Origin of the sequence: Vibrio sp. B172a (genome assembly GCF_030248355.1) — a bacterium.
GTDB classification, from domain to species: Bacteria; Pseudomonadota; Gammaproteobacteria; order Enterobacterales; family Vibrionaceae; genus Vibrio; species Vibrio owensii.
Genome location: NZ_JAHGAC010000003.1, coordinates 72423 through 96494 on the forward strand (window position 1 = coordinate 72423; position 24072 = coordinate 96494).

Consider the following 24072-nt stretch of genomic DNA (forward strand, 5'->3'; position numbering starts at 1 on the left):
GTTTCATAGAATTATTCGCCTTGTGAGGTCATACCAATTCGCGTCAGTTTTTGGTTTTAAAAGTCGCCAAAAGAGGCACAAACTGTGAGCAAATTAGTAAGAATGAAAAGAGTGCAACTCCCGATAAGTCGCACTCTTTTGGCGTCAATAATGGATAGACCGGATTACTTCGCTAATTCTTCCATGTTGATGCCTTTTTTCTTCGCGATGTATTTTGGAATCAGAGACATGCCAAACAGGATAAGACCCGCAACCGCAAACTTCACTAGTAGCATCGCAGACACACCGTTTGTCGCAATATCACCCGCCATGTAGGCGAAGATGAATGCACCTGGTGCCATTGTTAGTAGAGAAACCAGAGCGTAAGTGCCAAGGTTTAGGCTGGTTAGACCGTAAGCGTAGTTCTGTAGGCTGAATGGGAATACAGGTACTAGACGCGTTAGGATCAAGAAGCTTGTGCCGTTTGCTGCTACGCCATCGTCGATTTTCTTGAAGATTGGGTTATCGCCAAACTTCTTCATGATGGTGTTACGAAGCAGGAAGCGCGCCACGATGAATGCCGCCACCGCGCCAAGCGTTGCAGAGAACAGTGCTAAGATACCGCCTTTGATTGGGCCAAATACAATACCCGCTACGATGGTGAACGCACTGCCCGGTAGTAGGAAAACACACGCAAATACGAATGCAGCTACGAATACTGCGTAACCCCAAACGCCAAAGCTTGCGATCCAATCTTGCAGGCTCTTGATGTCTGTGATGATTTCAAGGATGCCAGTTTGTTTTGCTGCAAATAGAGCGAGAGCGATAACAGCAACAATAAGAGCGATTTTTACGAATTTCATAAGTTCAACTTCACTTAAACCTAATAATTAAAAAGATGTAGCTACGAAAACGTAGCTACAGAGACACAGTTACACAGACATACACTTGATTAGGCCCGCTTTAGATTTGTAGCGGTTGAACCAAGCTTTTACAGGGCTAGCGAGCACGTTTACTGGCGGCTCATCACCTTGCATGATCACAGGGCCGAACATCAGATCCAGAATGTGCCAAGATTTCGTACCTACACCCATCATGGATGCGCGACAAGCCGAGCAGTAAACCACAACGTAGTCTGTCTCAAACTCTTCCACGCGGCGTTTGATTACGCGTGTTGCGACGTCTGGGTTTGCTGGCACTACCATGCCGCCGAAACCACAACAGCGTGTGTTTTCACGTGTGTGTTCTGGTTCTGAGGTTTTGTAGCCAAGCTCGTTCAAGATCCAGCGGATACCGTCTTGCAGCTCTTTTTCGTAGCGAGTAGAGCAAGAGTCGTGAATGGTAAATACCACGTCACTGTTTTTCGCTTTACCGCGTAGCGCTTCTGGCAGACCGATTTCTGGAAGCAGTTTCCACAATGAAACCGGTTTTTGTGTGCCACCAGATTTCTTGATCATGCCGTAGCAGCTTTGACACGCCACAATGACTTCTTGTGCGTCTAGCTTATCGAAGTCCGCTTGAAGCTGGCCGTAACGCTCTTTGAACTTCTCAGTTTGGCCAATAGCAGCGGTTGGTTTACCACAACACTTCTGCACTGCGCCCATGTCTGGGTACACTTCTTTTAAGTAGCTCGCAATTGCTGCTACGCCTTCTGGTGAGTAGGATGGCAAGCTGCATCCTGGCATAAATACTTTATTACTCATTTTGTCGATACCGCTCGTTTTGCCATAGTGAAGATTTTTGAGAAGCCCAGCTTCTGGTGCATGTTGATTGCTTTGTGTCCCGGCATTGGTGATTCACCATTGTTTGCCTTAACAAAGTCCGCACGTGCGCCTAAGAACATTTCCTTCATAGGGAAGTCCTTCGGACATACGATGGTGCACTGGTCACAGGCGTTACATGAGTAAGCCATCAATGGGTCCATTGACTTGTTGTTCAAAAAGTCAGAGAAGATGGTCTTCGGACAGTCACTGAAGTCGTTCATCATGATGCACTCGGTCATACATAGCTTGCAGCTACATTGCAGACAGCGAGAGGCTTCTTGTTTGATTTGTTCTTCAGTAAAGCCTAAATCCACTTGTGCAAAATCTTGCTTACGCTCTTCCGCGTTACGCAATTCACCGTGTAGGCGAGGGGTATCTACCGTACCTTTTGGTAGTGGCACGTCTAGACGAGATGAGTAGCTGTATTCTTGCTCGAAGTCGCGACCTTCAGTCAGTGGGCGAGTCGTTAGGAAACGCTCAACACTCATTGCGGCTTTGCGACCTAATGCCATCGCTTCAATCACTATGTTACCGCCACACGCGTCACCGGCTACGAAGACGTCTTCTAGGCTAGAAGCTAGCGTTTGTTTATCGACAACGTAACGGCCGCCGCGAGTTTGTTCTAGCGCGCCGCCAGTGATGTCAGCCACTACTTGACCCGTAGCGAAAACAACCGTATCCACAGAGATAGTTTTGCTTTCTTCGCTGTACTGAGGTGCAAAGTTGCCTTGCTCATCAAAGATAGACATTACTTTCTTGATAGTGATGCCGGTTACTTTGCCGTTTTCATGTTCGATAGCAACTGGGCCCCAACCTGCGTTGAACTCGACGCCTTCTTCTAGCGACTCGTCGATTTCGATTTGGCTTGCAGGTAGATTCTCTAGGCTCTCAAGCGAACATTGGTAAACGTCGCTTGCACCGATACGCCATGAAGAGCGCGCACAGTCCATCGCAACGTCACCACCGCCGATAACCATCACGCGCTTACCTGCTCGTGGGAATTGGCGAGTTTCAGAAATCTCTTTCAAGTATTCAACTGCAGAGAACACGCCATCGTTGTCGTGACCTGGTAGCGGAATGATAGAGCCTACGTGTGCACCGTGAGCCAGAATCACAGCATCGTGTTCACTACGTAGAGTGTCGAAGCTGATGTCTTTGCCGATTTCAACGCCGAAACGAGTCGTCACACCTAGCATTGCCAAGTAGCTGTATTCGAAGTCGATAACGTCGCGTGGTAGACGGTATTCAGGGATACCGACACGCATCATGCCGCCGTATACGTCTAGCTTTTCGTAAATCGTTACTTCGTGGCCTTGACGACGAAGCTCAATAGCCGCTTGCGCGCCAGCAGGGCCTGCACCCACGATCGCGATGTGCTTGTTGGTTAGGGGCGCGATGTTAAGATCCCAGTGATCTTGGTTATCCAGTTTTTCTGCAACGAAGCGTTTGATGCCAGCAACGCTGATTGGCTGACCGAATTCAGTGTTACGACGACAAGAAGCCTCACAAGGGTGTGCACAGATGCGGCCGAGCGTTTGAGGTAGGAATAGTTTGCTGCGGATCAGATCCAAAGCACCTTGGAAATCACCTTCGCCTGCCATGCGAACGTATTGTTTTACGTCTGTGTGCATTGGACATGCGGTTTGGCATGCCGGATCGGCATCACCCATACAGCCATCGACAATCATTTGCGCGGTGTCGTATAGCTTTTGGCTAAAAATTACATTGTTCATTAACTGCGGTTTCCGTGTTGATTAGCTCTTGCCGTTGATAACGTTCACTTCAGGGTTCTTCTGCTCGTAGTGAGCATGGCTGTACTCGATCCATGAGCCGTCGTAGTTGTAGACGCCTTCTGCACCTAATACTTCAGTAAGAATCATGGTGGTGTGGGCAGAGCGAACACCAGACTGGCAGTAAGCGATAACTTTCTTGCCTTTGATGATGTCGCCGTAAAGGGCTTGCAGTTCTTCTGCTGATTTCAGCGTTGTGTCTTCGTTCAACGCTTTGGTCCAGTTAATGTGAACACTGCTTGGGATAGTGCCCGGACCGTATGCGCCAGACACCGCTACTTCACCGCTAAATTCGTCGTTGCCACGCGTATCTAGGATCACCCAATCAGGGTTGTTTTGCGCTGCGATAACCATGTCTAGCGTTGCTAGTGTGTTGTTGTCTTGTTTCGTGTTCGGAGCTTTGTATTCAACCGCTGCAACGCTTTGGTTTGCAGAGCCAGTTGGGAAACCTGCGCCCATCCAAGCGTTTAAGCCACCATCTAGGTAACGAACGTCTTGGTGACCAAGGTTATGGATTTGCCAGTAAAGACGTGCAGCATCGTGGTGAGAGCCTGCCGCGTAAACGACGATTGTGCTGTCTGTTGTTGCGCCAAAGCTACCTAAGATGGTTTCCATCTCTTCTGTGCTGTTGCTCATACCGCCGAAATCGTAAACGCCTTCCGCCGCAGAGTAATCGTTACGCCACATAGTGTAAGAACCAGAGATAGGGCTGTCTGGTTTGATAGGGTTTAGCGCGCCGATCACAACCACGTCTTTATCACCGTCCATCAGCGATTTCAGTTGTTGTGCAGAGATGAAGTGCTCTGGGTGAGCGTATTCAGTGAACTTTTGCTCTTGTGCTGCGGCATCCACTGTTACTGCTTCAGCTGAGAACATCGTATTGTAAGCTGAGTAGCCAACAGCTGCGACAGCCGCCAACACACCCAACGCAATCGTCGATTTTTTCATGAGTTGCTTCCATATTTTAATTTAAAGTTTTCCTGACGAGTCATTTCGCTCGGCAGTTAGAATTTTTTGCAGCTAGGAAGAAGAAGCATGAACTTTGTAATTTTTCATAAGTGTTCATGGTGTATTAACACTCTTAAAGAGTGCATTTGCATCTAGCCCTTTGTTGGTAGGCATTTTGAGGAAATCGATACTTAGGGGGTATTGTGGTTTCCCACAATAATGAATCCGAATTGATCTAAAGCAACAAACTGATAGGGGGATGTGATGGTAAAATGTGCTACAAACAAATTTTCATATTATTTATTAAGTGATTAATAACCATTCTCATAAATTCGTCCGGTTGATACTCCTTGTTTCCCTTTTCTTCTCTTCTTTTAGTTTTTCGGACGAGCAAAAAACGCAAAGAATGATTTATGACGTCGGTGTATTAGCACTGCGTGGGCACGCACATGCGCGAGAAGCATGGCAACCGACTTTGGATTGGTTAGAGGCTCAAAATCCCGGTTATAAATTCAACTTACATACTTACGACTTTGACCAACTTGAAGACGCGTTTTTACACGGTTGGCTCGATTTCATCCTGACCAGTCCGGGGCAGGCGACCAAGCTTGCTCGTGAATACCCAATCAACTGGTTAGCAACGCAGAAAACTGCCTACAGTAACTTGCCGAACAAATCGATCGCATCTGTTGTGGTGGTTCGTGAAGCTTCACCGTACAAAACGCTACGTGACATCAATAAAGCGAACGTTGCGGCAGTATCAGAAAAAGCGTTTGGTGGATTCTTAGCCCTGCGTTACGAGCTCGACAAATTGGGTTACTTCAACTCTTCTTTCTTCGAAAAGATCCACTTTACTGGCCCGCCGACTGATCAACTGATTTTGGACGTGATCAAGAATGATCTCGATGTCGCGATCGTACCTGCTTGTACTTTGGAGAACATGGCGAAAGAGGGGCGTATTCAACTGCATAACCTGCGCGTTCTAAATGAAAAGCGTCCTGCCGATTCTGTTTGTGCGGTGAGTACACCTTTGTACCCAAACTGGACGATGGCAATGACAGAGCGAGCGCCTGCGGATGTGGGACAAATGGTAGCGCAAACCTTGTTCGCAATGCCTGAAGAACACCCTGCAGCGATTGCGGCGAATAACGTGGGGTGGATGTTGCCAGCGCCAAGCATCAATGTCGATAAAGTCTACAAGCACTTAGACATGCACCCATTACAAAAATCTTGGGGACAAAAAGCGCAAGAATGGCTACATAAGAACCAAGCGATTGCGATGGCCTCTTTGCTGACTTTGTTGCTCTTAACGGGCTATCACTTTTGGTTAGAATGGAAGTTCAAACGCAGCCGAGAAGAGCTGCAAGCAACGATGAACGATCTGCGTCGCAAGAGCTCGATGCTTGAGCATGCTCAGCGAATTACCATTGTTGGTGAGTTAGGAAGTAGCCTCGCGCACGAAATCAATCAACCGCTTGCAGCCATCAAGAATTACAGTCAGGGCGCGAAAGTGCGAATGGAGCGGGGCGCGACAGCTGAAGAAATGTCGCCAATCCTAGATAAAATTCAGCAGCAAGTTACGTCCGCGAGCGATATCATCCAACGCCTTCGTAGCTTGATACACAAAACGCCGATTGAAAAGAGCTGGGTAGACTTACCTTTCTTAATCGAAGAAGCGATGAAGCTGGTGGATTACGAATTCCAACGCCATCGTATCCAACTTGGCGTGCTGTACTCCGGCGAACCGCAAAAAGTGTTTGCCGACGTTACCGGTTTGCAGCAAGTCATTCTTAATGTTCTGAACAATGCCAAAGATGCCTGTTTGAGCCATTCACCGAAACGAAAAGATTTGTACGTGGACCTGCACGTCAGTTTTTGTGATGAGATGGTCATCATTGATGTGACCGATAACGGCATTGGTATTGAAGAAGAGAGCACGCCACTTGATCAAGCCTTCTACACCACCAAAGAGAATGGGCTGGGGTTAGGTTTGGCGATTTGTCGTGATGTGCTTGATTCCCACCAAGGCAGCATTCAATTTAGGTCAATTGAGCCAACGGGGTGTCAGGTGACCATTGTATTACCGTATCAGGAGGCTTGTCATGAGTCGTAACCTTTGTCCGCTCTATATCGTTGATGATGAAGAGCCAGTATTGGAATCCATGGCGTTTATGTTGGAAAGCTATGGTTATGAGGTTGAGACTTTCTCTAGCGGGATGGCGTTTCTCGATGGTGCCGATTTATCATCACCCGGTTGTGTTTTGCTTGATAGCCGCATGCCAGAGATGCGAGGCCAAGACGTTCACCACTTCATGAACGAGAAGTTCAGTCCAATTAGTGTAATTTACCTGACAGGGCATGGTGACATCCCGATGGCGGTAGATGCGCTCAAAGATGGAGCGTTAGATTTCTTCCAAAAGCCGGTTGATGGCAACGCTCTGGTGGTTGCCGTAGACGATGCGATGGCACAGTCGATCAAAAACTGTGAAAAGCTCGGAGCAAAACAAGTTCTACAGAATCTGACTAAGCGTGAAAGAGAAGTGCTTGGCTTGGTGGTGAAAGGAATGAAAAACCAAGAGATGGCGGATTTGTTGTGTGTCTCTCTGCGAACGATTGAAGTACACCGTTCCAACGTGATGAAGAAACTCGAAGCGGAAAGCCTTGCTGTACTGATTCGTAAAGTTGGACATTTAATCTAACAAAGCCGTATTCGGTGAACAAAGCGCATAATTGTGGGTCAATGAATCTATCTCGGTCGAAGTAACTACGGTAACTTAATGATAATTAGGGAAAGGTTTGCTCATTTAGTATCTGGAAGATAACATCAGTAACCAGAATAAACCTTACTCTTAATTAGAATCCTACTATGTTTGTCGATACCGTTAAAAGCGCTTTCTCTTCATTGAGTGCAAATAAACAGGCTATTGCGAAAGCAACGGCGTTACCCATTCTCCTTTCTTTGATGCTGGATCTTGTACTGAACTCAGCGAAAGGGGATGTCGCTCCTATTCTTGTACAGATCTTGATGGCTCTTTTATCTGCAATCGTTGCAATCAACGTTCACAGCATCATTTTGAAAGGTCCTCAGTCTGTGCCACAGTGGGGACGTTTCACGTTTGGAAAAATCGAAATGTGGTTTATCGGCCACTACTTGGCCATGACCGTGGCGGTGGTCGCTGTGGCTGCGGTTTGCGCGATGATTAATCTTGTCCTAGCAGCTATCGCGCTATTAGCGTTAAGCGTTGTGTGTTGTCGATTAGTCTTGGTTTTTCCTGCCATCGCGATTGGTAAAGGTGTTTCTTTTCCTTACGCATGGAATCTTACTAAAGGCCATACCTGGTACATGATGAGCGTTGTGATTATTGTGCCGCTTCTGTTTGGTTTGGCTATGTCTCCACTTGCGTTTTTACAGCTTCCTTTCCTGATGAGTCTTTTAAGCTTCTTTGTTACGATTGTTGGTATTGCCATTCTTTCCAAAGCTTATGAGCAATTAAGTGGCTTTGATGGAGAGGGTTACTCTCAGCAGTCATTCTAAAAACGGTTTTCGCGATAATCCCTTATCCTGTAAGGCATAGAGATGATAAGAACGCTTCCTTTGTGAGGCGTTTTTTTGTGGCTTTCTGTAGGATTATTGACTTCGTTTTGTAAGAATTGATTACAATTTACATTTTTATAGTGATATAAAGCACACTTCTTTTGAGGGGAGCACTCGCTGTTTGTCCTCATTTTTCGGCTCATCAACAGGAAAAGGAAGGTGCTTTTTGCTCATTAGTCCGCCTTAGAACGATCTCTCAGATGCGTTTGCATCACTCCCTTCACCGTGCGCAATGCACCAACTAAGGCAATACGTTTATGAGAGATTTATGTTTAAATTTACAAAAGATACTTGGTTCAACAATGTTAAAGGAGATTGTTTATCAGGAGTTGTTGTAGCGCTGGCACTTATACCAGAAGCTATCGCATTCTCTATTATCGCCGGATTAGACCCTAAAGTTGGTCTATACGCCTCGTTTTCAATATGCGTCGTTATTGCGTTCACAGGCTCAAGGTCCGGAATGATTTCCGCGGCGACAGGAGCGATGGCGCTATTAATGACCACCTTAGTCAAAGATCATGGTTTGCAGTATCTGTTAGCAGCTTCTTTTTTCGCTGGCGTGCTTCAATTATTGATTGGGTATTTGAGACTAGGGGACCTCATGCGTTTTGTATCCAAGTCGATTATGACGGGATTCGTTAACGCTTTGGCTATTTTGATCTTTATCGCTCAACTGCCTGAACTGACGAATGTTTCTTGGCCAGTTTATGTATTGACGGCATTAGGATTAGCCATTATTTATCTGTTTCCATACTTACCTAAAATCGGAAAAATGCTGCCTTCTCCATTGGTGTGCATTATCTCGGTGACGGTGATTGCGTTGATGTTTGATATCGATATCCGAACAGTTGGAGATATGGGGGATTTGCCCGATTCGCTCCCTGTGTTCATGATTCCCGATATTCCCTTCAACCTTGAAACGCTCCAAATAATTTTCCCGTATTCGTTAGCACTCGCCATTGTTGGTGTGCTGGAGTCTCTTATGACGGCATCGATCGTTGATGAGCTCACTGATACGGAAAGCGAAAAGAATGATGAGTGTAAAGGGCAGGGCATTGCGAATATGGTGGCGTCACTGTTTGGTGGCATGGCCGGATGCGCGATGATTGGTCAATCGATGATCAACATTCAATCTGGTGGTAGAACACGTTTGTCTACGCTTTGTGCGGGTGTGTTTTTGCTGATTATGGTGGTGTTCTTAGGAGATTACCTTAAGCAAATACCGATGGCTGCTTTGGTTGCTGTGATGATCATGGTTTCTATCAGCACGTTTTCTTGGCGCTCTCTTGCTGAGATGCGTAAGCACAGTTTACCAACTAACGTGATCATGGTGTCCACCGTCATTGCTGTTGTTGCGACTCATAACCTCGCAATTGGCGTCTTAGTCGGTGTTTTGCTTGCGTGTGTGTTTTACGTGAATCAAAGTCGCACCTTAATGAAGGTGTCGGATGAGGTCATTATTGATAATGACCATACGATTCACAAAGTACACGGCCAAATCTTTTTCGCTTCTGCTTACAGCTTTACCGATATGTTTGATTTCGAGAATGCGACTAAGTACATCACGATAGATTTATCCGATGCGCACTTTTGGGATATCACGGCAATATCTGCATTAGATAAAGCGATCATCAAGTTCCGAAAAGGTGGCTCTATTGTCGCTGTGAGAGGAATGAATGAAGCAACGCTGGATATGATTGACCGCCATGCGATTTATGATGATCCGGAAAAGCTTGCTAAACAAGGTATGGGACACTAGAAACAAAAAAGCAGCCAAAAGGCTGCTTTTTTAGGAACTTATGTATTTAGAGGCGATTGGTTTACACACTAAGGTTTTAAAACCGCTCTAAAACTCAAGTTATGATTAGTTTACCCACTCACGCAGTGTGAACGTTAGTTCGTGATCTGCGTTTTTAAGTACTAGACCTTGGTCAGTCAGAGTAACGTCGCTCCAATCAGAAAGCGTTTCAGACATTACTTTTTCAATCTTCATTTGATCGCCTACACACATCATCATGGTCATGCCCATTTTTTCAATGCGTAGTTGGTTGTCTTTCAGTTCAGCTTGACCGAAGAAGTTGTTACAACCTGCGTTGCCGTTCGCCGTTAGGTTTTCACCGATTTCCAGACGAGGGGCTTTTTGTTGTTCTTCCAATGCGATGTTTTTGCCATCGATTTGAACCAGCTCCCAGTTATGGTGCTGTAGATCCTGAGCCGTAATTTCTTTCACATTATCACCGTTGCTAGCGCATGCAGTCATTAGAACTGGAAGAGAGATTGCTGCTACTAACGTTTTTAGGCTAAGCTTCATTTTATTGACTCCGTTTTTAGAAAACGTGGTAAGTATAGGTAATAAAACACTGTTTTTGTCAGCATACGGTTATGGTTTCGTATGTTTTTAAACACAGCGTATTTTATAACAGAGATCCCATTCCCGGTATTGAAATTCACAGAAAACTTCGAAATTTCTTACAGTTATTCGACTATAAGCGAATCGGGTCTTGATGAGATAACCAAAGAACGGGTTGAGCATGGAGCAACTGGAGTTTTTTACCGTCCCGAGTCCTTGTGTCGGAGTATGTACCTCAGACGAAAAGGGCTATTGCAAAGGATGTATGCGTAAAAGAGAAGAGCGGTTTAATTGGCTGAGCTTTACCCCAGCACAGCAATTGCACGTGATTAAGTTGTGTCGTCAGCGTTATAGAAGAAAAGTACTGGCAGGGAAGGGGAAAGCAGAACTGCCTAAAGATGATTTGTCACCGCAACAAGATTTGTTCTGATGGTCGGCTTTGGTTTTCGCTATCTAAACTGTCATATCAATTCGTTGGCTGAGCACCTATTCTATCGGCTTAGCTAACCAATTTATCGACGTTACCCAGTTTATCGACTTATTTACCTATTGATTGTCCAGTTCAACAACTATTCCCGGCCCAGTCTGAGAGGCTCATCCATAAGAGCCGGGAAGTTCCTATCCATTTTCTCGCCCAAAAGAGTGAGCGTTTGGCGTTATTTTAAAGACCATTGGTCGCTTACCCAGCCTCCTGCTTGTTCGTCGAAGTGACTCCCGGCAAAGCGGTGGTTTTGTTCAACCTCTAGTTTACTCGCGGGCATTTCATCCATCAGTCGGTGGATATAGTTTGCCATTGGATCAGTACACGATTCGCGCTCTCTACGAGTAACCACTTCTTTAATTAATTGCAGTCTATAGCTGTTGCTGGCTCGTTTCATTTTTGACCTCCAGAACTCGATGGCAGCAGTTTGAACACATTGGCGTTCATATCGCTGCTCATTGGCGTGAGCGTAGAAGCCCATCGCCTTCGTTTGAAGTCTGAGAGACAAATTGTTTGAGAGCAGTGTTTGTAACGCCATTCACGTCTTTCTCAGAATCATTGGCTGCATGAATCAAAAATGACTCCAAAAACTCAGTTAATGAATCTGCATATTTGAAAGACCTTATCAAACATAGAAGCCGCACACAGGGGCGTCAATAACACAAATGAACATTTTTTGAACGATTTGTGAAGGTGGCGTTTTATCAGAGATTTAGCGCCAATAAAAAAACCGGAGCCACTTGGGCTCCGGTTGGTCTTAGAGTCAGTCTGACACGTTTTTAATTACTCAGTTGCAATTTCACAACCGAGTGTGCTGTTAGAGTTAGTGTAGACGATTTCGCCTTGTGGCTCATAGTTGCTAACTTGAACATTCCCTAGTGTTTCTAGATAGCTATACATAACTTCTGCGTCAACGTTACCAGTATTAATGACTTCTAATTCAGGGTAACCATCACCACCTGCTGCGTTGAAGCTTGGAACTGTAAACTTATATGTAGCAGAAGCGTCGAAATCTTTACCATTTATCTTATTGATTTCTACTTGCTTGGATGTACAGTCGACAGTCATATTTAAACCTGCTAGCTGTGCGTATGCTCCAGAACCACGTTGCATTGTTGCAACCACGTTTAAGTATTCGATAACCTCGGAACCTGTCATTTCAGCAACCGTGACTGTGTTCCCGAATGGCTGTACGGTAAGAACATCACGGTATGCAATTGGGCCAGCATCGATGGAAGCTCGAACACCACCTGAGTTCATCACAGCAAAATCTGCCTTCTGATTATCTTGATGTGCAGCTGCAATGAGTCTACCAAGGTTGGTTTGTTGACCACGAACTACTTCTCGGTCACCTTCCAACTTGCCATCAGAATTTGCAATCACCTTGTCTAGTTCACTTTGACCTTTATCTTGATATTCTTGAAGGAATGTTTTCAGACCAGCATGAGGCTCGATACGGTTACCAAGCACATTGCCATCTTCGTCAAGCAAGTTTACAGGGATAAGCTCGTATTTTGCCAAGTGTAGTTTATTGTCAAAGTATTCAAAGTCAGCACGACCAACGTATTTACCCCATTCGTGAGCTTGCATGATCCAAGTACCATTTTGGCGGTCTGGCATACATTCATCACCGGGTTCGAAGCTAGCGTATTTGTTAGAGCCTGGCTCCATACATACAGGGTTTTGCGAGTGACCGCCAATTATTGCTGCAAGCTGTCCATCGGCCATTGCTTTAGCTAAGGCTACATCCCCAGGAGCATTTGAACCATGCTGGCCATTTGCGTAGTGCCCCATATGCGTAGTTGCAAAAACTAAGTCCGCTTCGTTTTTATCTTTGATCTCCTGAATGACTTTCTTCATTTCCTCTTTCGGGTCTGTGAAGGTTAGCTCAGAGATATATTCGGGGTTACCGATTTTTGCTGTATCTTCAGTTGTTAAGCCAACCACTGCAACGCGAAGATCGCCTAATGTAAATACTTGGTATGGTTGGAAATAGCGAGTTCCATCTTTCTTGTAAATGTTTGCTGCTAGCATTGGGAAGTCAGCCCACTCGCGCTGTTTTTCTAGCACTTCAAGTGGATTATCGAACTCATGGTTACCTACAGCCATCGCGTCGTAACCAATATCAGTCATGCCTAAAAAGTCAGGTTCAGCATCTTGAAGATCCGACTCTGGTACACCAGTGTTTATATCACCACCAGAAAGTAGCAGTGAATAACCACCATTTGCTTCTACTTCTGATCGAATTGAATCAATTAGAGTTTTACGAGCAGCCATACCATACTCGCCGTCTTTGTTCTCCCAGAAGCGACCGTGGTTATCGTTGGTATGTAAAATTGTAAATTGTGTACATGATTCGGCAGTGAAACATGTGTTTGTTTCACCAGGAGGAGCTTCTACAATAATGGTCTCATCATCAGAACAACCAGCCATGGCAATACCGACCGAAAGTACCAAAAGGGATTTGGAAAACTTCATAAGGGATCCTTTCTTTGTGATTTTGTTATTGTTACGGCGTGAAATATACGGAAATAATGTGAAACTTTAGTGATCTACATCTTATTTATAGTTTTGTTGAATAAGGGAAATTACGGCGCTGCAAAGCATGTCGATAAATAAACAGAAATCGTGTTTAGGAAAGGTTTAATCCATTATCGGGTTAAAAGTGTGAGCGGCTTAATTGAATGCATTTTGTTTATGTGAATCAATACGCGTTTTGGTGAGATATAAAGCAAACTTTGGTGATTATTTTGCCAAATTCATGTCTTCTTAATGCCAAAGAAACAAATAGTTATACTTTTCTGTACGCTGTGTTGAGAGGAAGGGATGCTCAAAAAAACAACCGCGCTTGCCGCAGAAATCGATTGCTCATGGCAGAAACTGTTCAACGTGAACGGTAATTTGTACAACGGCTATTCTTATGACCCACATTATTGGCAAAAGTTCTCCGATCTTTGTGCTGTATTTTTATACCAATCTGATGCCTGTACGTATATATCCTGTCCTCCAAGTTTATGGGAAAGAATTAAACATTTTCAGACCAATGAGCTGGAGAGAAAATTAAATAACAAGCAATTGTTCTGTGAATACGACGATGTCGACTACTATTTATTTAATGACGATAACGTCAACAAAGACGACGAAGTGATTTCTCTTTCTATTGAGTCGGATCGTGAGTTGCTCGAATCCTTTTTAAGTCGTGAGAGTGAAGAAGATATTTTAAAGGCGGATTTTGACCTCGATAGCCATTTTTTCTATGGCATCTTCGACAACAAAGAACTGGTCGCTGTGCTTGCTTCATACTGTTATCAAGGAAAAGAACCATTCGAGTCTTTGTCCATATTAGTTTCCCCAAATTCGAGAGGGAAAGGTTATGGGAAACGGCTGCTTGGCCACTTAATTAATGAAGTGAAGACTAGGCAGCGCACAATTAGGTATCGAGTAAATATTGAAAATACTATCTCAATAAAGCTGTGCCAGTCATTAGGTTTTGAAGCGTACAGCCGTCAGAGGGTGTTTACTCAGGAATAACGAGAAAGGCGAGCAATGGGATATACAGTTAGAAATGCAGTGAGAGACGAAGCGAGTTATATCGCCAAGATACACGTTGATTCCTGGCAAGTTGCTTACAGAGGGTTGATGCCGCAAAGCTACATTGACCAGTTCACCCGAGAGCGTCGAGAACGCATGTGGACGCGAGTGATGACGGAACAACTGGCAAACCTCATCGTTGTCGAAAAGCAAAAAGAGATTGTCGGTTTTCTGAGTTATGAACTGCCTAATCATTCAAGTGAAGACAAAACGGCGATTGTAACCTGTTGCTATGTTTCCCCTTTATATTACGGACAGGGTGCAGGCAGTGCATTGATTGATGAGTTAGAAACAAGATTGCTCTCAACGCCTGTGATGCAAATTAGCCTTAAGGCATTAGATACCAATAAGCAGGGGCTGAATTTCTATAAGAAGTGCGGTTTTGTGCGCTCTGGAGAGGAAGAGGCCGAGGTTATTGATGATATGACGCTAAACGACGTTACATTGGTGAAGTATATAGCGCGAACCTAGTGCTCAAACTGACATTTCTCTGAATTGAAATGCCCAATGCAAAGCTTGGTTGAATAGAGAGTCGTTTATCAGACTCTAAGTGTAGGGGATATTGACGTTTTCCCTAAATAGTAAAACCCCGGAGGTGGTAAGTCTCCGGGGTTTTGAAATTTTTTAGATATCTCGGTTGGTAAGTCCGATAATCTTTATGCAAAAGGTTTGGATTTTATCCGTTAATTCCTTGGTAGGGAATTAGATACGGATGAAGTCCATGTGCTCAACTTTTGGCTTGTAAGCGTGACGTTGAACGTCTTGTGGCTTAACTTTAACTTCAGCGCCGTCGATCACTAGAACGATACCTTCGTAGAACTCAGGCTTGTCCATTTGGTTAACGATGTCGTCGTGGTTAAGAACGATAGCAACTGCTGCTGCTTCACCGCCGTATACAACTGCAGGGAATTTGCCAGCGTGACGTAGGCGGCGGCTCGCACCTTTACCTAGTTCAGTACGTACTACTGCTTCGAATTTCATAGTATTTACTCTCAAATTAGTAAAAAATAAAACTTTACAAACACAATGCGACCTTGTGTTCGTAGTAAAGCTTGAAACAGGAACTGTTCAAGCGAGCGCGGATACTATCATCCTGCTCTACATTCAGCAACCAAAATTGTACCTAAATCACCAAAAAGCCAGTAATTCTTCGTCAAGAAGAGTGTCTGTTTTGTGGTGTCGGCAAAACTTTGTCCGCATTGCGCTGATTTTAACCTATTTGGCTCTTTGTCAGCACGTTTCTATTTGCCTAGGACTCAATCCTCTTCTCAAGTTAATTCATTCATTAACGACATCTGTTATTCACAAAATGAACGCAAAATGAATGTTGACCTCAGTAACCGTTAAGTCAGTCGGTTCTATTCTCCATCGTACATAAACGGACAACCTCAATGGAGCACATTATGAATCCTATCAGTATCGTGATAATTACCCTCAATGAAGAAAAACGTATTGGTCGACTACTTGAAGACTTAACCAAACAAACTCACCAGAACTTTGAAGTGATCGTGGTGGACTCGAACAGCGAAGATTCGACACGTGAAGTTGCACAAGCTTACGAAAGCTCATTACCAGAACTTACCGTTCATCAAATGGAGACTCGTGGTGTCAGCTTAGGACGCAACACGGGGGCAGAGTTGGCGAAATACGAACGCATTCTTTTCTTGGATGCAGACGTACGTTTGCCAAGCGATTTTCTAAGTCGTGCAATGAGCAAGTTAGAAGACGTCAAGTTAGAAGTGGCCGGCGTCTATATGGGCGCAAAAGACTTACCAATGGCCCACAAGCTAGGCTATGGCATGTTTAACGCGGGTTTGTTTATTACTCAGTACACATTCCCAACTGCGGTAGGTGCTTGCATTTTCTCTACCAAGCGTGCGCACAAAGAGATCAACGGCTTTGATGAGTCTATTACGCTTTGCGAAGATTGTGATTACGTGAAACGCGCTTCAAAAACATGGCGATTCCGCTTTTTACCAATGACGTTCGAATTCGATCCGCGTCGTTTGGAGCAAGATGGTTTCTTTAAAATGGGCATGACCTATTTCAAAGCCAATGTGCGCCGATTCTTCTTTGGGGAAATGCGCAACAACGAAATGGAGTACAAATTCGGTCACTATAAAGATCAACACTCATAATCGTCGGAGGCTGTATGCTGGAAGCGATCAGTCTGTTCTTCGGGGCATTTCTGGATGCGACGATTGGACCAAATCTCTTTGTCCCGGGCGAGCCGTTTCTGCTCGCTGCGGGCTATCAATTACACCAAGGCATCATCTGGGGCGTAATCGCTGTCCTCGTTGGTGGTTGGCTTGGTGATCAACTCAGTTACTTTATTGGTAAACGTTCGGGCTCTAAAGCTCAGAGAAAACTGATTCGTTGGCAAGCTAAGACGAAACGCCCAATTGCCCGTTGTCGCTTGCTGATGAAAAAGCGTGGTAACGCCATTTTGATCTTTGCACGCCTATTAGGCCCAGTCGCTTGGGTCGTGCCATTTATGGCGGGTTCAGTGAACGTGAGTTGGAAGCGCTTTACCATCTGTTCATCAATCGGTTTGATACTCGGTGTTGGGCAATTTGTTGTTGCTGGATATTTGCTTGCTGCAGGTCTGCAAACTTGGTTGCCATTGGATTCCTTAAAGTTAATCTTAATTGAACATAAACTTCTTATTGCTTCGGTATTGGTGGCTGTGACATTTACCGTTGTTGCGTGGAAAAAGAATTGGTCACGCAAGTGGACCAAATCACTGACGGCATTAGTGCTGTGTTTGGTTGCTGCAAACTATGGTCATTTTTTCTATCTTGCTGACGATAATGTTCAGCAAGTCGAGTCCACTGAGATTCAACCAATCGCGTTTAACGATCTTGGTTTTAAAGTGTATCCAGGACGTTCAAATGTATTTGACGCTCAGGCCGTAAATTTGGTCTATGTCGGTGAATCACCGAGAACCTTAATGCAAGAACTCGGTTGGCTGGAAAATCAAACATTCTCAAGAAACGACATTGAGCTGTCTGATTATGTGAGTTTGTTGAAGCAAAAGCTGCCTCCTGTGTCGGATTTGTTTTGGAATGGCAAACCACAAGCGATGGCATTTCAAGAACCCGGAAGCTTACTTAAACGTTCTCATATACGCTGGTGGCAAGCAGGACACGAGGCAAGCTCAAATCAGTCGGTTTGGGTAGGGGCGATAAGCTATGATGATGGACTCAAATTAGCGCATTACTCCGGTATTGTGACTGTGCTGCATCGGATTGATCCAAACGTAGACAGTGAAAGAGACCGTCTGGCGAATCAAATCGAGATGAGTCACCTAGCCTTAGTAGGGGAATTGCATTCGTTAGCGCAACCTGTCGCAATGGACAATAAGCATGACTATTACTCAGATGGGAATGTATTGCTGATTAGCGAGCCTTCACTTGCTTTAAATGTGCTTAATCAGAGCTCGGATACAAAAATGGCACCTAACGATGAAGCATCGATAAGTGCCATTTCAGAGTTATCACCGGATGTGATTTAAGCTCGACTCTTTTGCAAAATAAGGGTGGCTTTTAAACCGCCCATTTTACTTTCTGAGAGTTCAAGTTGGCCTCGGTAACTGTGTGCCATTTCATTCACGATGTTCAAACCCAAACCAGAACCCGGAGTGGTTTCATCCAGTCGATAACCTCGCTTAATCACTTGGCATAGTTGCTCAGCAGGAATCCCCGGGCCATCGTCTTCAATAATGATGTGAATGTTGTCTTTGTCCAAGGTTGAATGAACACGAATGATGCTGTTTGCCCACTTGTAGCCGTTTTCTAGCAAGTTACCCACCATCTCATCAAGGTCAGTTTTCTCTACTGCCACATTCAGTTCAGAATCGAGCTCGTTAATCAATGTGACATCACGATGTGCATAGACTTTATCAAACGCCATCGAAATGGCATCAACTCGCTCTGAAGGGTTCGATTTCACCGAAAGGATGTTCATTGAACCAGCCATACGAGCACGACCTAAGTGATAGTCGATGTGCTGTTGAATCTGCGTGATTGGCGCGTTCAAGCGATCTTGCTCTTCGGGCTTTAAGGTTTGCACTTCGTTTTTCAGAACAGAAAGCGGCGTTTTCAGCGCGTGGGACAAGTTCCCTGCATGGTTACGAGCACGCTCAAGCAGTTCTTGATAATGGAATAACAGGGCGTTGAGGTCTGAGATTAGCGGCGAAATTTCTTTCGGGTACTCTTCTTCCAAGCCTTTTTTATTGCCAGATTTCAGTTCGGCCAACTCTCTTTGTAGCTTGGTCAACGGGCTCAGAGACCACGCAATTTGCAGCAAAATAACGGCGAGTACGCCAGCAAACAGCAATCCCAAGATAATCCAAAGTTGCCCGGTTAAAGATTGAATCGTGCCTTCAATTGGGTCTTCGTCGATACCAATGATGACATCAATAGGGCCATCATAATCAGGAAGGTAAAGGGTCTTCTTCAACGTGATGAGCTTTTCATCGCGCGCGCCAAAAGCATCTTTATCCAATCCTTTGTATTCGATTTTTTTGTCCCACAGAGAGCGAGATCGTTCTAAGCTCGTCTCGGTAGAAGCGCTCCAGTATAAGCCACTGTATGGGCGGCTAAATCTTGGGTCTGAAAGTTGGGTAGGGAGGGTGAGTTTGCCTTTGCTGTCGACTTCAAGCTGGGCGGCGATTTCGTCCATATAAACGTTAAGCTGTGAACGCGTATCGTCCACCATGTAGCTATAAACTTGAGTAGGGATTGTTACGCCAGCAGCAAGGATCATTGCGGTCAGCCAAACGACCGCAGCTAAAACTAAGCGACTTTTGATACTGAGCCGCTTAAGTACATGTATGGAAGGCCTTGCTTTATTCGGCATTCAGTTGATACCCCAAGCCACGAACGGTCTTGATGATTTTCGGTGCGATTTTCTTACGAATACGACCGATGAACACTTCAATGGTGTTTGAGTCGCGGTCGAAATCTTGCTTATAGATGTGCTCGACCAACTCGGTACGGGAAATGACTTTTTCAGGGTTGTGCATGAAATACGCCACCACTTTGTACTCCAGCGCGGTTAAGCTGACAGCTTGGCCTTGCCATAGAACTTTTGATGAGCGCGTATCTAAGCTTAGATCACCAATCTGCATGACAGGTGATGCGTTACCTGAAGCGCGACGCAGTTGAGCGCGGAGACGTGCAGTAAGTTCCACCATTTCAAATGGCTTAGTTAGATAGTCGTCGGCACCTGCATTCAAACCTTCAACACGTTGAGATAGAGTGTCACGCGCACTCAAAATCACCACGGGTGTATTAATGTTTTCGTCTCGAATGCCTTTTAGAACCGTCAAACCATCGAGTTTTGGTAAACCAAGGTCGAGTACGATCGCATCCCATTCTTCAGAAGTAGCGCGATACAAAGCATCGATGCCATCTTGAGAAAGCTCTGGCACCCAGCCATTGTTTTCTAACGTTTCTAAAATCTGTTCGCCTAAGCGAGGTTCATCTTCGACAACAAGTATTTTCATATTCTTTCTTCTTATTATGCTTAGTGACTATTTATGATTGATCAGATTATGAATGATCAGGTTATGAGTAATCAGTGGTTGTGATTGATTACTGTGGCTTGAGTGCTTTATTAAAGTTACGGCCTTTGATTTCGAGCATTTCCAGCGTTGCTGCGTCGTATTCCACTTTGATTACGCTGTCATTGAACAGGATTTTCAGCTCGTATACCCACTCATCATCGTCTTCTTCAAGTTCTACTTTAATAATACGCCCATACAGATCATTCTCCACTGCTTCATACATATCAGAGAAAGGGCGGATATAGCCTTTCTGAACGGCGCGGTAGACTTCATCCTGATCTTCATCGAACTCGATTCGTGTTCCTGGTTTTTCGACGTCACGAACAATGGCATGACCGTCTTTGTCATCATGATGATCATGGTGAGACGCAAAGCTTGGTGCAGACAATAAAAGCGGTACTAAACCTAGCAGCACAGGCAGCTTGCGTGGTGTGAAGGATGTAGACATAGCAAAGCCTTTTTCGGAGAGTTAGCAAAATTATATCGGCTCGTACATGAATGGAAAGTGAATACGAAATCGAGTTCAAATTTTTCTACCTTCATTACGATAAAAAAATAATTTCTGTAATTTAAATAGCTTATAGAGAGATTTAACAGTAATTAGGCACTGGTCGGATTTGCATTTCGCAATATGCCTATAAACAAAAACCTAACAAATGTATATTTTTCGCGCTATACGCTGCTGATATAAATATTACATATAATTGGTCTGGACAAATGATAGGGCATTTTAATTGGATGGCTCGGTGCAGTTCCTAGTGTATGCATGGAGTTCTTAGGGTAGAGAATGCTTCTGTTTAAACTGTCGAAAAATCCTCTGGTCATTTCGTTACTGGTCTATGTTGCTGTCGTTTCTTCGATGAGCTTTTGGGCGATCAATCGCAGTGAAAAAGAGTTTGCTTCTATCGCCAATTATCTGGAGCTCTACAAAAGCACTGCGGTCCTAACTGGATTGAGAATTCAATCTGACCTAAAACACGATGCTCCAGTTTCCCTTACATCAGATCATATAAACCAATCGCAACGAGTTAAATCGCTAAACGATGACGAGCTCAATCACAGCGAAAGGATTGCGTTCACCGTATTAGAAGACCTTTATCAGTACAACCGCGAGCTTGCGGAAAGACCCAACGTTCACATTTATTATCGCTCTTACACAGGGCAAAAGCTTATCTTCTCGAAAGCAGGGGACAACCTTGCTATTGAGCCTTCAATGTTCGATCCCGCTTTATGCAGTCAAACTCGCGATTGCACCTTGAATATGCATGACTCTGATTTAGCCGACCGAGTTGTCTTTTCTGAAAACTTTAATAATACCGAGACAGGAGAAACGACATTTAGCATCTCAAGCCCCGTTTATAGTGACGGGAGCATCGTTGGTGATGTGGTCGTTGAAGTTCACGTTAACTATGAGTTTTTGGAAGGGCAGAGCTTATCGACGGAGAAAGTGAACGGGCACTATTACGTCACTATCGGGCATACAAATTACCCGTTTTATGATCTCGCTGGAGGGCTAATATTGCCGCTTGATAACGTCAGTGTGGTCATTTATCAATTGCCTGTCGTGAAGGTGATCATCGATAACCTTTGGGTGTTGCTGGTGACTTGGGTTTTGGTTCGAACTTATCACCGCCTTTATTCTTCCAATATCAAGCACAGGGATCACTTGGCGCATGCGATTAAAAGTGCTAGTCGGGATGAGCTGACCGAGTTGTACAATCGCAAGGTATTTGAGGATCAGGACTTTGAAGACGCACTGAAAGATGGGCACTATTCGGTGATTCTTATTGATGGCAAAAAGTTTAAGCAAATCAATGATACCTATGGACATAAAGCGGGTGACCTAGCGCTTATTCATATTGCAAGAATGATGAAGTCGACCTTTAGGCAGAGTGATTGGTTGATTCGCCTTGGTGGTGATGAGTTTGTGGTTGTTATGCCACATTGCCCGCTAGAGTCTGCAGAGGAGCTTGCTGCCAATTTGCGAGATAGCATCGCTGCACGACCTTTAGTGCGTTATGGTATAGAGGTTGGTGTGACGACAGGGGTGGCTAAAGGAACGAGTGACGAGTCTTTGCTTGATGTGATTGAACTCGCCGATCAAGACATGTATCAGTACAAGGGCATTTGAGTCTAAGTCTTAAAGTGAAACAGCGCCGAAGTGGGCGCTGTTTGTCATTTTATAGCTGGACGATACTTGAATTTTTACTGCTTGAGTTCGTCTTCGAAGATCTTATCACGAAGCTTCCAGAAACGACCTGATTTACGAGCAATCACAAATTGAGGTAAACGGAAACGATGTTGGTTTGCCACCACTTTCGTTGGTGATGCTTCTTCAAATGGGCGATGTTTGTCGGCAAGGTGAGGGCGCACAAACTGGTCTTTGAAGGTTTGCTTTTGTTTCTTGGTATTCAGTGACCAGAACTCATGCACCAATGCATTGCCTTCGCCTTGATAGGTTTCACCAGAGTACGTCACTTTTAGTTGTGACTTACCGTCACTGGACTTAAATACCGACAAATCCATTTCTGTACATTCGAAGATCAGCGCATCTTTCAGGTTTAATGCTTCTTTGAGTTTTTTGTCTGGATCGACAAGGGTGGCGTCGCATTCATGACAAATACGCGCCGCAATGTCGTTATCAGCGCCACATTCACCACAATATTTGGCTCTAAAGCGATAACCACAGTGTTCGCGCTCTCCGGTTTCATCATCTTCAAAATATCCTTGGCAGCGACGACCAAAGTGCTCAAGCAAAAAGCCATTGCTGTCTAACTTGCCCCAGAAGTTGTTGTTAAAGCCGCAAGCAGGACAAGGAATGGTGATAATTTCGCTGGTGGAATCAGGCTTAGGGTCGCCCACTTCAGGTTGATATAAGTCATAGCTGTTGCCAGCGTAATCCAATACTAAACATTCCGATTTGCCTTCCGAGAGACGCAAACCACGACCAACAATTTGTTGATACAAACTGACCGACTCGGTTGGGCGAAGAATCGCGATTAAATCCACATGTGGCGCGTCGAAGCCTGTGGTTAAAACGGACACGTTAACCAAGTACTTTATCTCACGATTCTTGAACGACTGAATAATGGCATCGCGCTCAGGTGTTGGCGTGTCACCAATCACTATCGCGGTTTCACCTTCAGGCAGTAATCCATGGATTTCTTGCGCATGGCGAACCGTGGCAGCAAACACCATCACACCTTTACGTTCGTTGGCGTATTGTATGATTTGCTCTACGATTTGCGGCGTCGCTCGTTTGGCTTTGTCGATCACCATGTCCATTTCCGCTTCTTTGTATCGACCCGTGTTCGCTGGTTTTAGCTGCGAGAAGTCATAAGACAAGACGGGTGCATCCATCATGCGTGCAGGCGTTAAGAAGTTTTCATCCAGCAAGTAACGGATAGGAAGCTCGAAGATACAGTCACGGAAAAAGCGGGGCTCTTCCGTGCGAACCTGTCCACGGGTGTGATATTGGTAAATCCAACCCATACCTAAGCGATATGGTGTTGCAGTTAAGCCCAAAACTTTAATGCCTGGGTTAAGCTCTCTCAGGTGAGTAATGACTTTTTGATAGCTACTGGTTTTTTCATCGGGTACACGGTGGCATTCATCAATAACGAGCAAAGAAAACTGGTTCTTGAAGGAATCCAGATTACGCACCACAGATTGCACCGACGCAAACACCACTTGTTGATCGGTTTCTTTTCGCCCAAGCCCCGCTGAAAATATTGAGCCTTTTAGTCCATAGCCTTCGTACTTGGCGTGGTTCTGTTCCACCAATTCTTTTACGTGAGCAAGCACCAGTACTCGACCTTTGGCAAGCCTTGCTAACTCTGCAATGACCAAGCTTTTCCCCGCACCTGTAGGCAGCACAATGACCGCTGGTGTGGAGTGTTTACGAAAATAGTGAATCACCGCTTTTACAGAGTCGGCTTGGTATGGTCGAAGGGTGTACATGAAAATCTGTGAAATTGCTCAACTATTCGAATTAGGATCGCTATAA

Annotated in this window: 22 protein-coding genes; 10 read left to right on the forward strand and 12 right to left on the reverse strand. The window is 44.9% G+C overall.

Annotation, left to right across the window (positions count from 1 at the left end):
* Positions 1–164 precede the first annotated feature (164 nt).
* From KIT90_RS03950 to KIT90_RS03965, 4 genes are all read right to left on the reverse strand, one after another.
* Complete coding sequence (locus KIT90_RS03950) at positions 165–842, reverse strand: TVP38/TMEM64 family protein (protein ID WP_005442307.1); 678 nt, start codon at positions 840–842, stop codon at positions 165–167.
* A 69-nt stretch (positions 843–911) separates the two neighbouring features.
* Positions 912–1682, reverse strand: a complete 771-nt coding sequence (locus KIT90_RS03955; RefSeq protein ID WP_005442306.1) for a (Fe-S)-binding protein — start codon at positions 1680–1682, stop codon at positions 912–914.
* A complete protein-coding gene (locus KIT90_RS03960; RefSeq protein ID WP_285375451.1) occupies positions 1679–3475 on the reverse strand; it encodes an FAD-dependent oxidoreductase in 1797 nt (598 codons plus the stop codon). Before KIT90_RS03960 ends, KIT90_RS03955 begins: the two co-directional genes overlap by 4 nt.
* A 21-nt stretch (positions 3476–3496) precedes the next feature.
* Positions 3497–4480 (reverse strand): sulfurtransferase, encoded by a 984-nt coding sequence (locus KIT90_RS03965; RefSeq protein ID WP_005442302.1) that lies wholly within the window; start codon positions 4478–4480, stop codon positions 3497–3499.
* Positions 4481–4787: 307 nt separating this feature from the next.
* On the opposite strand from KIT90_RS03965, the gene KIT90_RS03970 reads away from it, so the two are divergent.
* From KIT90_RS03970 to KIT90_RS03985, 4 genes are all read left to right on the forward strand, one after another.
* Complete coding sequence (locus tag KIT90_RS03970) at positions 4788–6593, forward strand: sensor histidine kinase (protein ID WP_285375452.1); 1806 nt, start codon at positions 4788–4790, stop codon at positions 6591–6593.
* The gene (locus tag KIT90_RS03975; RefSeq protein ID WP_045413695.1) at positions 6583–7179 is read left to right on the forward strand and encodes a response regulator transcription factor; all 597 of its coding nucleotides are present in this window, start codon (positions 6583–6585) and stop codon (positions 7177–7179) included. The genes KIT90_RS03970 and KIT90_RS03975 overlap by 11 nt, the downstream gene beginning before the upstream one ends.
* 167 nt (positions 7180–7346) lie before the next feature.
* A complete protein-coding gene (locus KIT90_RS03980) occupies positions 7347–8015 on the forward strand; it encodes a hypothetical protein (RefSeq protein WP_285375454.1) in 669 nt (222 codons plus the stop codon).
* A 328-nt stretch (positions 8016–8343) separates the two neighbouring features.
* Positions 8344–9834: a SulP family inorganic anion transporter gene (locus KIT90_RS03985; protein WP_285375455.1), complete on the forward strand. Its 1491-nt coding sequence runs from the start codon at positions 8344–8346 to the stop codon at positions 9832–9834.
* A 105-nt stretch (positions 9835–9939) separates the two neighbouring features.
* On the opposite strand, the gene KIT90_RS03990 is transcribed toward KIT90_RS03985, so the two are convergent.
* A complete protein-coding gene (locus tag KIT90_RS03990) occupies positions 9940–10386 on the reverse strand; it encodes an META domain-containing protein (RefSeq protein ID WP_020194913.1) in 447 nt (148 codons plus the stop codon).
* A gap of 220 nt (positions 10387–10606) precedes the next feature.
* Here KIT90_RS03990 and KIT90_RS03995 point away from each other — a divergent pair, with 220 nt between their 5' ends.
* Positions 10607–10855 (forward strand): DUF1289 domain-containing protein, encoded by a 249-nt coding sequence (locus KIT90_RS03995; protein ID WP_020194912.1) that lies wholly within the window; start codon positions 10607–10609, stop codon positions 10853–10855.
* Positions 10856–11081: 226 nt separating this feature from the next.
* Here KIT90_RS03995 and KIT90_RS04000 read toward each other — a convergent pair whose 3' ends face one another.
* Both KIT90_RS04000 and ushA read right to left on the reverse strand, forming a co-directional pair.
* Positions 11082–11303 (reverse strand): hypothetical protein, encoded by a 222-nt coding sequence (locus KIT90_RS04000; RefSeq protein WP_009705808.1) that lies wholly within the window; start codon positions 11301–11303, stop codon positions 11082–11084.
* A 386-nt stretch (positions 11304–11689) separates the two neighbouring features.
* Complete coding sequence (gene ushA, locus KIT90_RS04005; protein WP_285375457.1) at positions 11690–13384, reverse strand: bifunctional UDP-sugar hydrolase/5'-nucleotidase UshA; 1695 nt, start codon at positions 13382–13384, stop codon at positions 11690–11692.
* Between the two features lie 348 nt (positions 13385–13732).
* Between ushA and KIT90_RS04010 the strand changes: the two genes are divergently transcribed.
* Both KIT90_RS04010 and KIT90_RS04015 read left to right on the forward strand, forming a co-directional pair.
* Positions 13733–14437 carry a GNAT family N-acetyltransferase gene (locus tag KIT90_RS04010; RefSeq protein WP_009705811.1) on the forward strand — a complete coding sequence of 235 codons (705 nt, stop codon included), beginning with the start codon at positions 13733–13735 and terminating at the stop codon, positions 14435–14437.
* 15 nt (positions 14438–14452) lie between these two features.
* Entirely contained in the window at positions 14453–14968 is a 516-nt protein-coding gene (locus KIT90_RS04015) for a GNAT family N-acetyltransferase (RefSeq protein WP_032802687.1), read from the forward strand.
* A 231-nt stretch (positions 14969–15199) separates the two neighbouring features.
* On the opposite strand, the gene rplY is transcribed toward KIT90_RS04015, so the two are convergent.
* Positions 15200–15478, reverse strand: coding sequence for a 50S ribosomal protein L25 (rplY, locus tag KIT90_RS04020; protein ID WP_005442281.1), 279 nt, complete (start codon positions 15476–15478; stop codon positions 15200–15202).
* A 422-nt stretch (positions 15479–15900) separates the two neighbouring features.
* Between rplY and KIT90_RS04025 the strand changes: the two genes are divergently transcribed.
* Positions 15901–16635, forward strand: a complete 735-nt coding sequence (locus KIT90_RS04025) for a glycosyltransferase (RefSeq protein WP_038894797.1) — start codon at positions 15901–15903, stop codon at positions 16633–16635.
* Positions 16636–16649: 14 nt separating this feature from the next.
* A complete protein-coding gene (locus KIT90_RS04030; RefSeq protein ID WP_039842561.1) occupies positions 16650–18011 on the forward strand; it encodes an LssY C-terminal domain-containing protein in 1362 nt (453 codons plus the stop codon).
* Here the strand turns inward: KIT90_RS04030 and KIT90_RS04035 are convergent.
* The 3 genes from KIT90_RS04035 to KIT90_RS04045 form a co-directional block, all read right to left on the reverse strand.
* The gene (locus tag KIT90_RS04035) at positions 18008–19357 is read right to left on the reverse strand and encodes an ATP-binding protein (RefSeq protein WP_285375461.1); all 1350 of its coding nucleotides are present in this window, start codon (positions 19355–19357) and stop codon (positions 18008–18010) included. The genes KIT90_RS04030 and KIT90_RS04035 overlap by 4 nt on opposite strands.
* Positions 19347–20006, reverse strand: a complete 660-nt coding sequence (locus tag KIT90_RS04040) for a response regulator transcription factor (RefSeq protein WP_005442273.1) — start codon at positions 20004–20006, stop codon at positions 19347–19349. Before KIT90_RS04040 ends, KIT90_RS04035 begins: the two co-directional genes overlap by 11 nt.
* 88 nt (positions 20007–20094) lie before the next feature.
* Complete coding sequence (locus KIT90_RS04045) at positions 20095–20514, reverse strand: PepSY domain-containing protein (RefSeq protein WP_005442271.1); 420 nt, start codon at positions 20512–20514, stop codon at positions 20095–20097.
* A gap of 339 nt (positions 20515–20853) precedes the next feature.
* Between KIT90_RS04045 and KIT90_RS04050 the strand changes: the two genes are divergently transcribed.
* Positions 20854–22197 carry a GGDEF domain-containing protein gene (locus KIT90_RS04050; RefSeq protein ID WP_285375463.1) on the forward strand — a complete coding sequence of 448 codons (1344 nt, stop codon included), beginning with the start codon at positions 20854–20856 and terminating at the stop codon, positions 22195–22197.
* 74 nt (positions 22198–22271) lie between these two features.
* Here KIT90_RS04050 and KIT90_RS04055 read toward each other — a convergent pair whose 3' ends face one another.
* Positions 22272–24026, reverse strand: a complete 1755-nt coding sequence (locus tag KIT90_RS04055; protein ID WP_285375465.1) for a DEAD/DEAH box helicase — start codon at positions 24024–24026, stop codon at positions 22272–22274.
* Positions 24027–24072 lie beyond the last annotated feature (46 nt).

What these genes read in the sequence shown, in the direction of transcription:
- KIT90_RS03950 (WP_005442307.1), bottom strand. Translation starts at nt 842, where the DNA reads ATGAAATTCGTAAAAATCGCTCTTATTGTTGCTGTTATCGCTCTCGCT.
- KIT90_RS03955 (WP_005442306.1), bottom strand. Translation starts at nt 1,682, where the DNA reads ATGAGTAATAAAGTATTTATGCCAGGATGCAGCTTGCCATCCTACTCA.
- KIT90_RS03960 (WP_285375451.1), bottom strand. Translation starts at nt 3,475, where the DNA reads ATGAACAATGTAATTTTTAGCCAAAAGCTATACGACACCGCGCAAATG.
- KIT90_RS03965 (WP_005442302.1), bottom strand. Translation starts at nt 4,480, where the DNA reads ATGAAAAAATCGACGATTGCGTTGGGTGTGTTGGCGGCTGTCGCAGCT.
- KIT90_RS03975 (WP_045413695.1), top strand. Translation starts at nt 6,583, where the DNA reads ATGAGTCGTAACCTTTGTCCGCTCTATATCGTTGATGATGAAGAGCCA.
- KIT90_RS03980 (WP_285375454.1), top strand. Translation starts at nt 7,347, where the DNA reads ATGTTTGTCGATACCGTTAAAAGCGCTTTCTCTTCATTGAGTGCAAAT.
- KIT90_RS03985 (WP_285375455.1), top strand. Translation starts at nt 8,344, where the DNA reads ATGTTTAAATTTACAAAAGATACTTGGTTCAACAATGTTAAAGGAGAT.
- KIT90_RS03990 (WP_020194913.1), bottom strand. Translation starts at nt 10,386, where the DNA reads ATGAAGCTTAGCCTAAAAACGTTAGTAGCAGCAATCTCTCTTCCAGTT.
- KIT90_RS03995 (WP_020194912.1), top strand. Translation starts at nt 10,607, where the DNA reads ATGGAGCAACTGGAGTTTTTTACCGTCCCGAGTCCTTGTGTCGGAGTA.
- KIT90_RS04000 (WP_009705808.1), bottom strand. Translation starts at nt 11,303, where the DNA reads ATGAAACGAGCCAGCAACAGCTATAGACTGCAATTAATTAAAGAAGTG.
- ushA (WP_285375457.1), bottom strand. Translation starts at nt 13,384, where the DNA reads ATGAAGTTTTCCAAATCCCTTTTGGTACTTTCGGTCGGTATTGCCATG.
- KIT90_RS04010 (WP_009705811.1), top strand. Translation starts at nt 13,733, where the DNA reads ATGCTCAAAAAAACAACCGCGCTTGCCGCAGAAATCGATTGCTCATGG.
- KIT90_RS04015 (WP_032802687.1), top strand. Translation starts at nt 14,453, where the DNA reads ATGGGATATACAGTTAGAAATGCAGTGAGAGACGAAGCGAGTTATATC.
- rplY (WP_005442281.1), bottom strand. Translation starts at nt 15,478, where the DNA reads ATGAAATTCGAAGCAGTAGTACGTACTGAACTAGGTAAAGGTGCGAGC.
- KIT90_RS04025 (WP_038894797.1), top strand. Translation starts at nt 15,901, where the DNA reads ATGAATCCTATCAGTATCGTGATAATTACCCTCAATGAAGAAAAACGT.
- KIT90_RS04030 (WP_039842561.1), top strand. Translation starts at nt 16,650, where the DNA reads ATGCTGGAAGCGATCAGTCTGTTCTTCGGGGCATTTCTGGATGCGACG.
- KIT90_RS04035 (WP_285375461.1), bottom strand. Translation starts at nt 19,357, where the DNA reads ATGCCGAATAAAGCAAGGCCTTCCATACATGTACTTAAGCGGCTCAGT.
- KIT90_RS04040 (WP_005442273.1), bottom strand. Translation starts at nt 20,006, where the DNA reads ATGAAAATACTTGTTGTCGAAGATGAACCTCGCTTAGGCGAACAGATT.
- KIT90_RS04045 (WP_005442271.1), bottom strand. Translation starts at nt 20,514, where the DNA reads ATGTCTACATCCTTCACACCACGCAAGCTGCCTGTGCTGCTAGGTTTA.
- KIT90_RS04050 (WP_285375463.1), top strand. Translation starts at nt 20,854, where the DNA reads ATGCTTCTGTTTAAACTGTCGAAAAATCCTCTGGTCATTTCGTTACTG.
- KIT90_RS04055 (WP_285375465.1), bottom strand. Translation starts at nt 24,026, where the DNA reads ATGTACACCCTTCGACCATACCAAGCCGACTCTGTAAAAGCGGTGATT.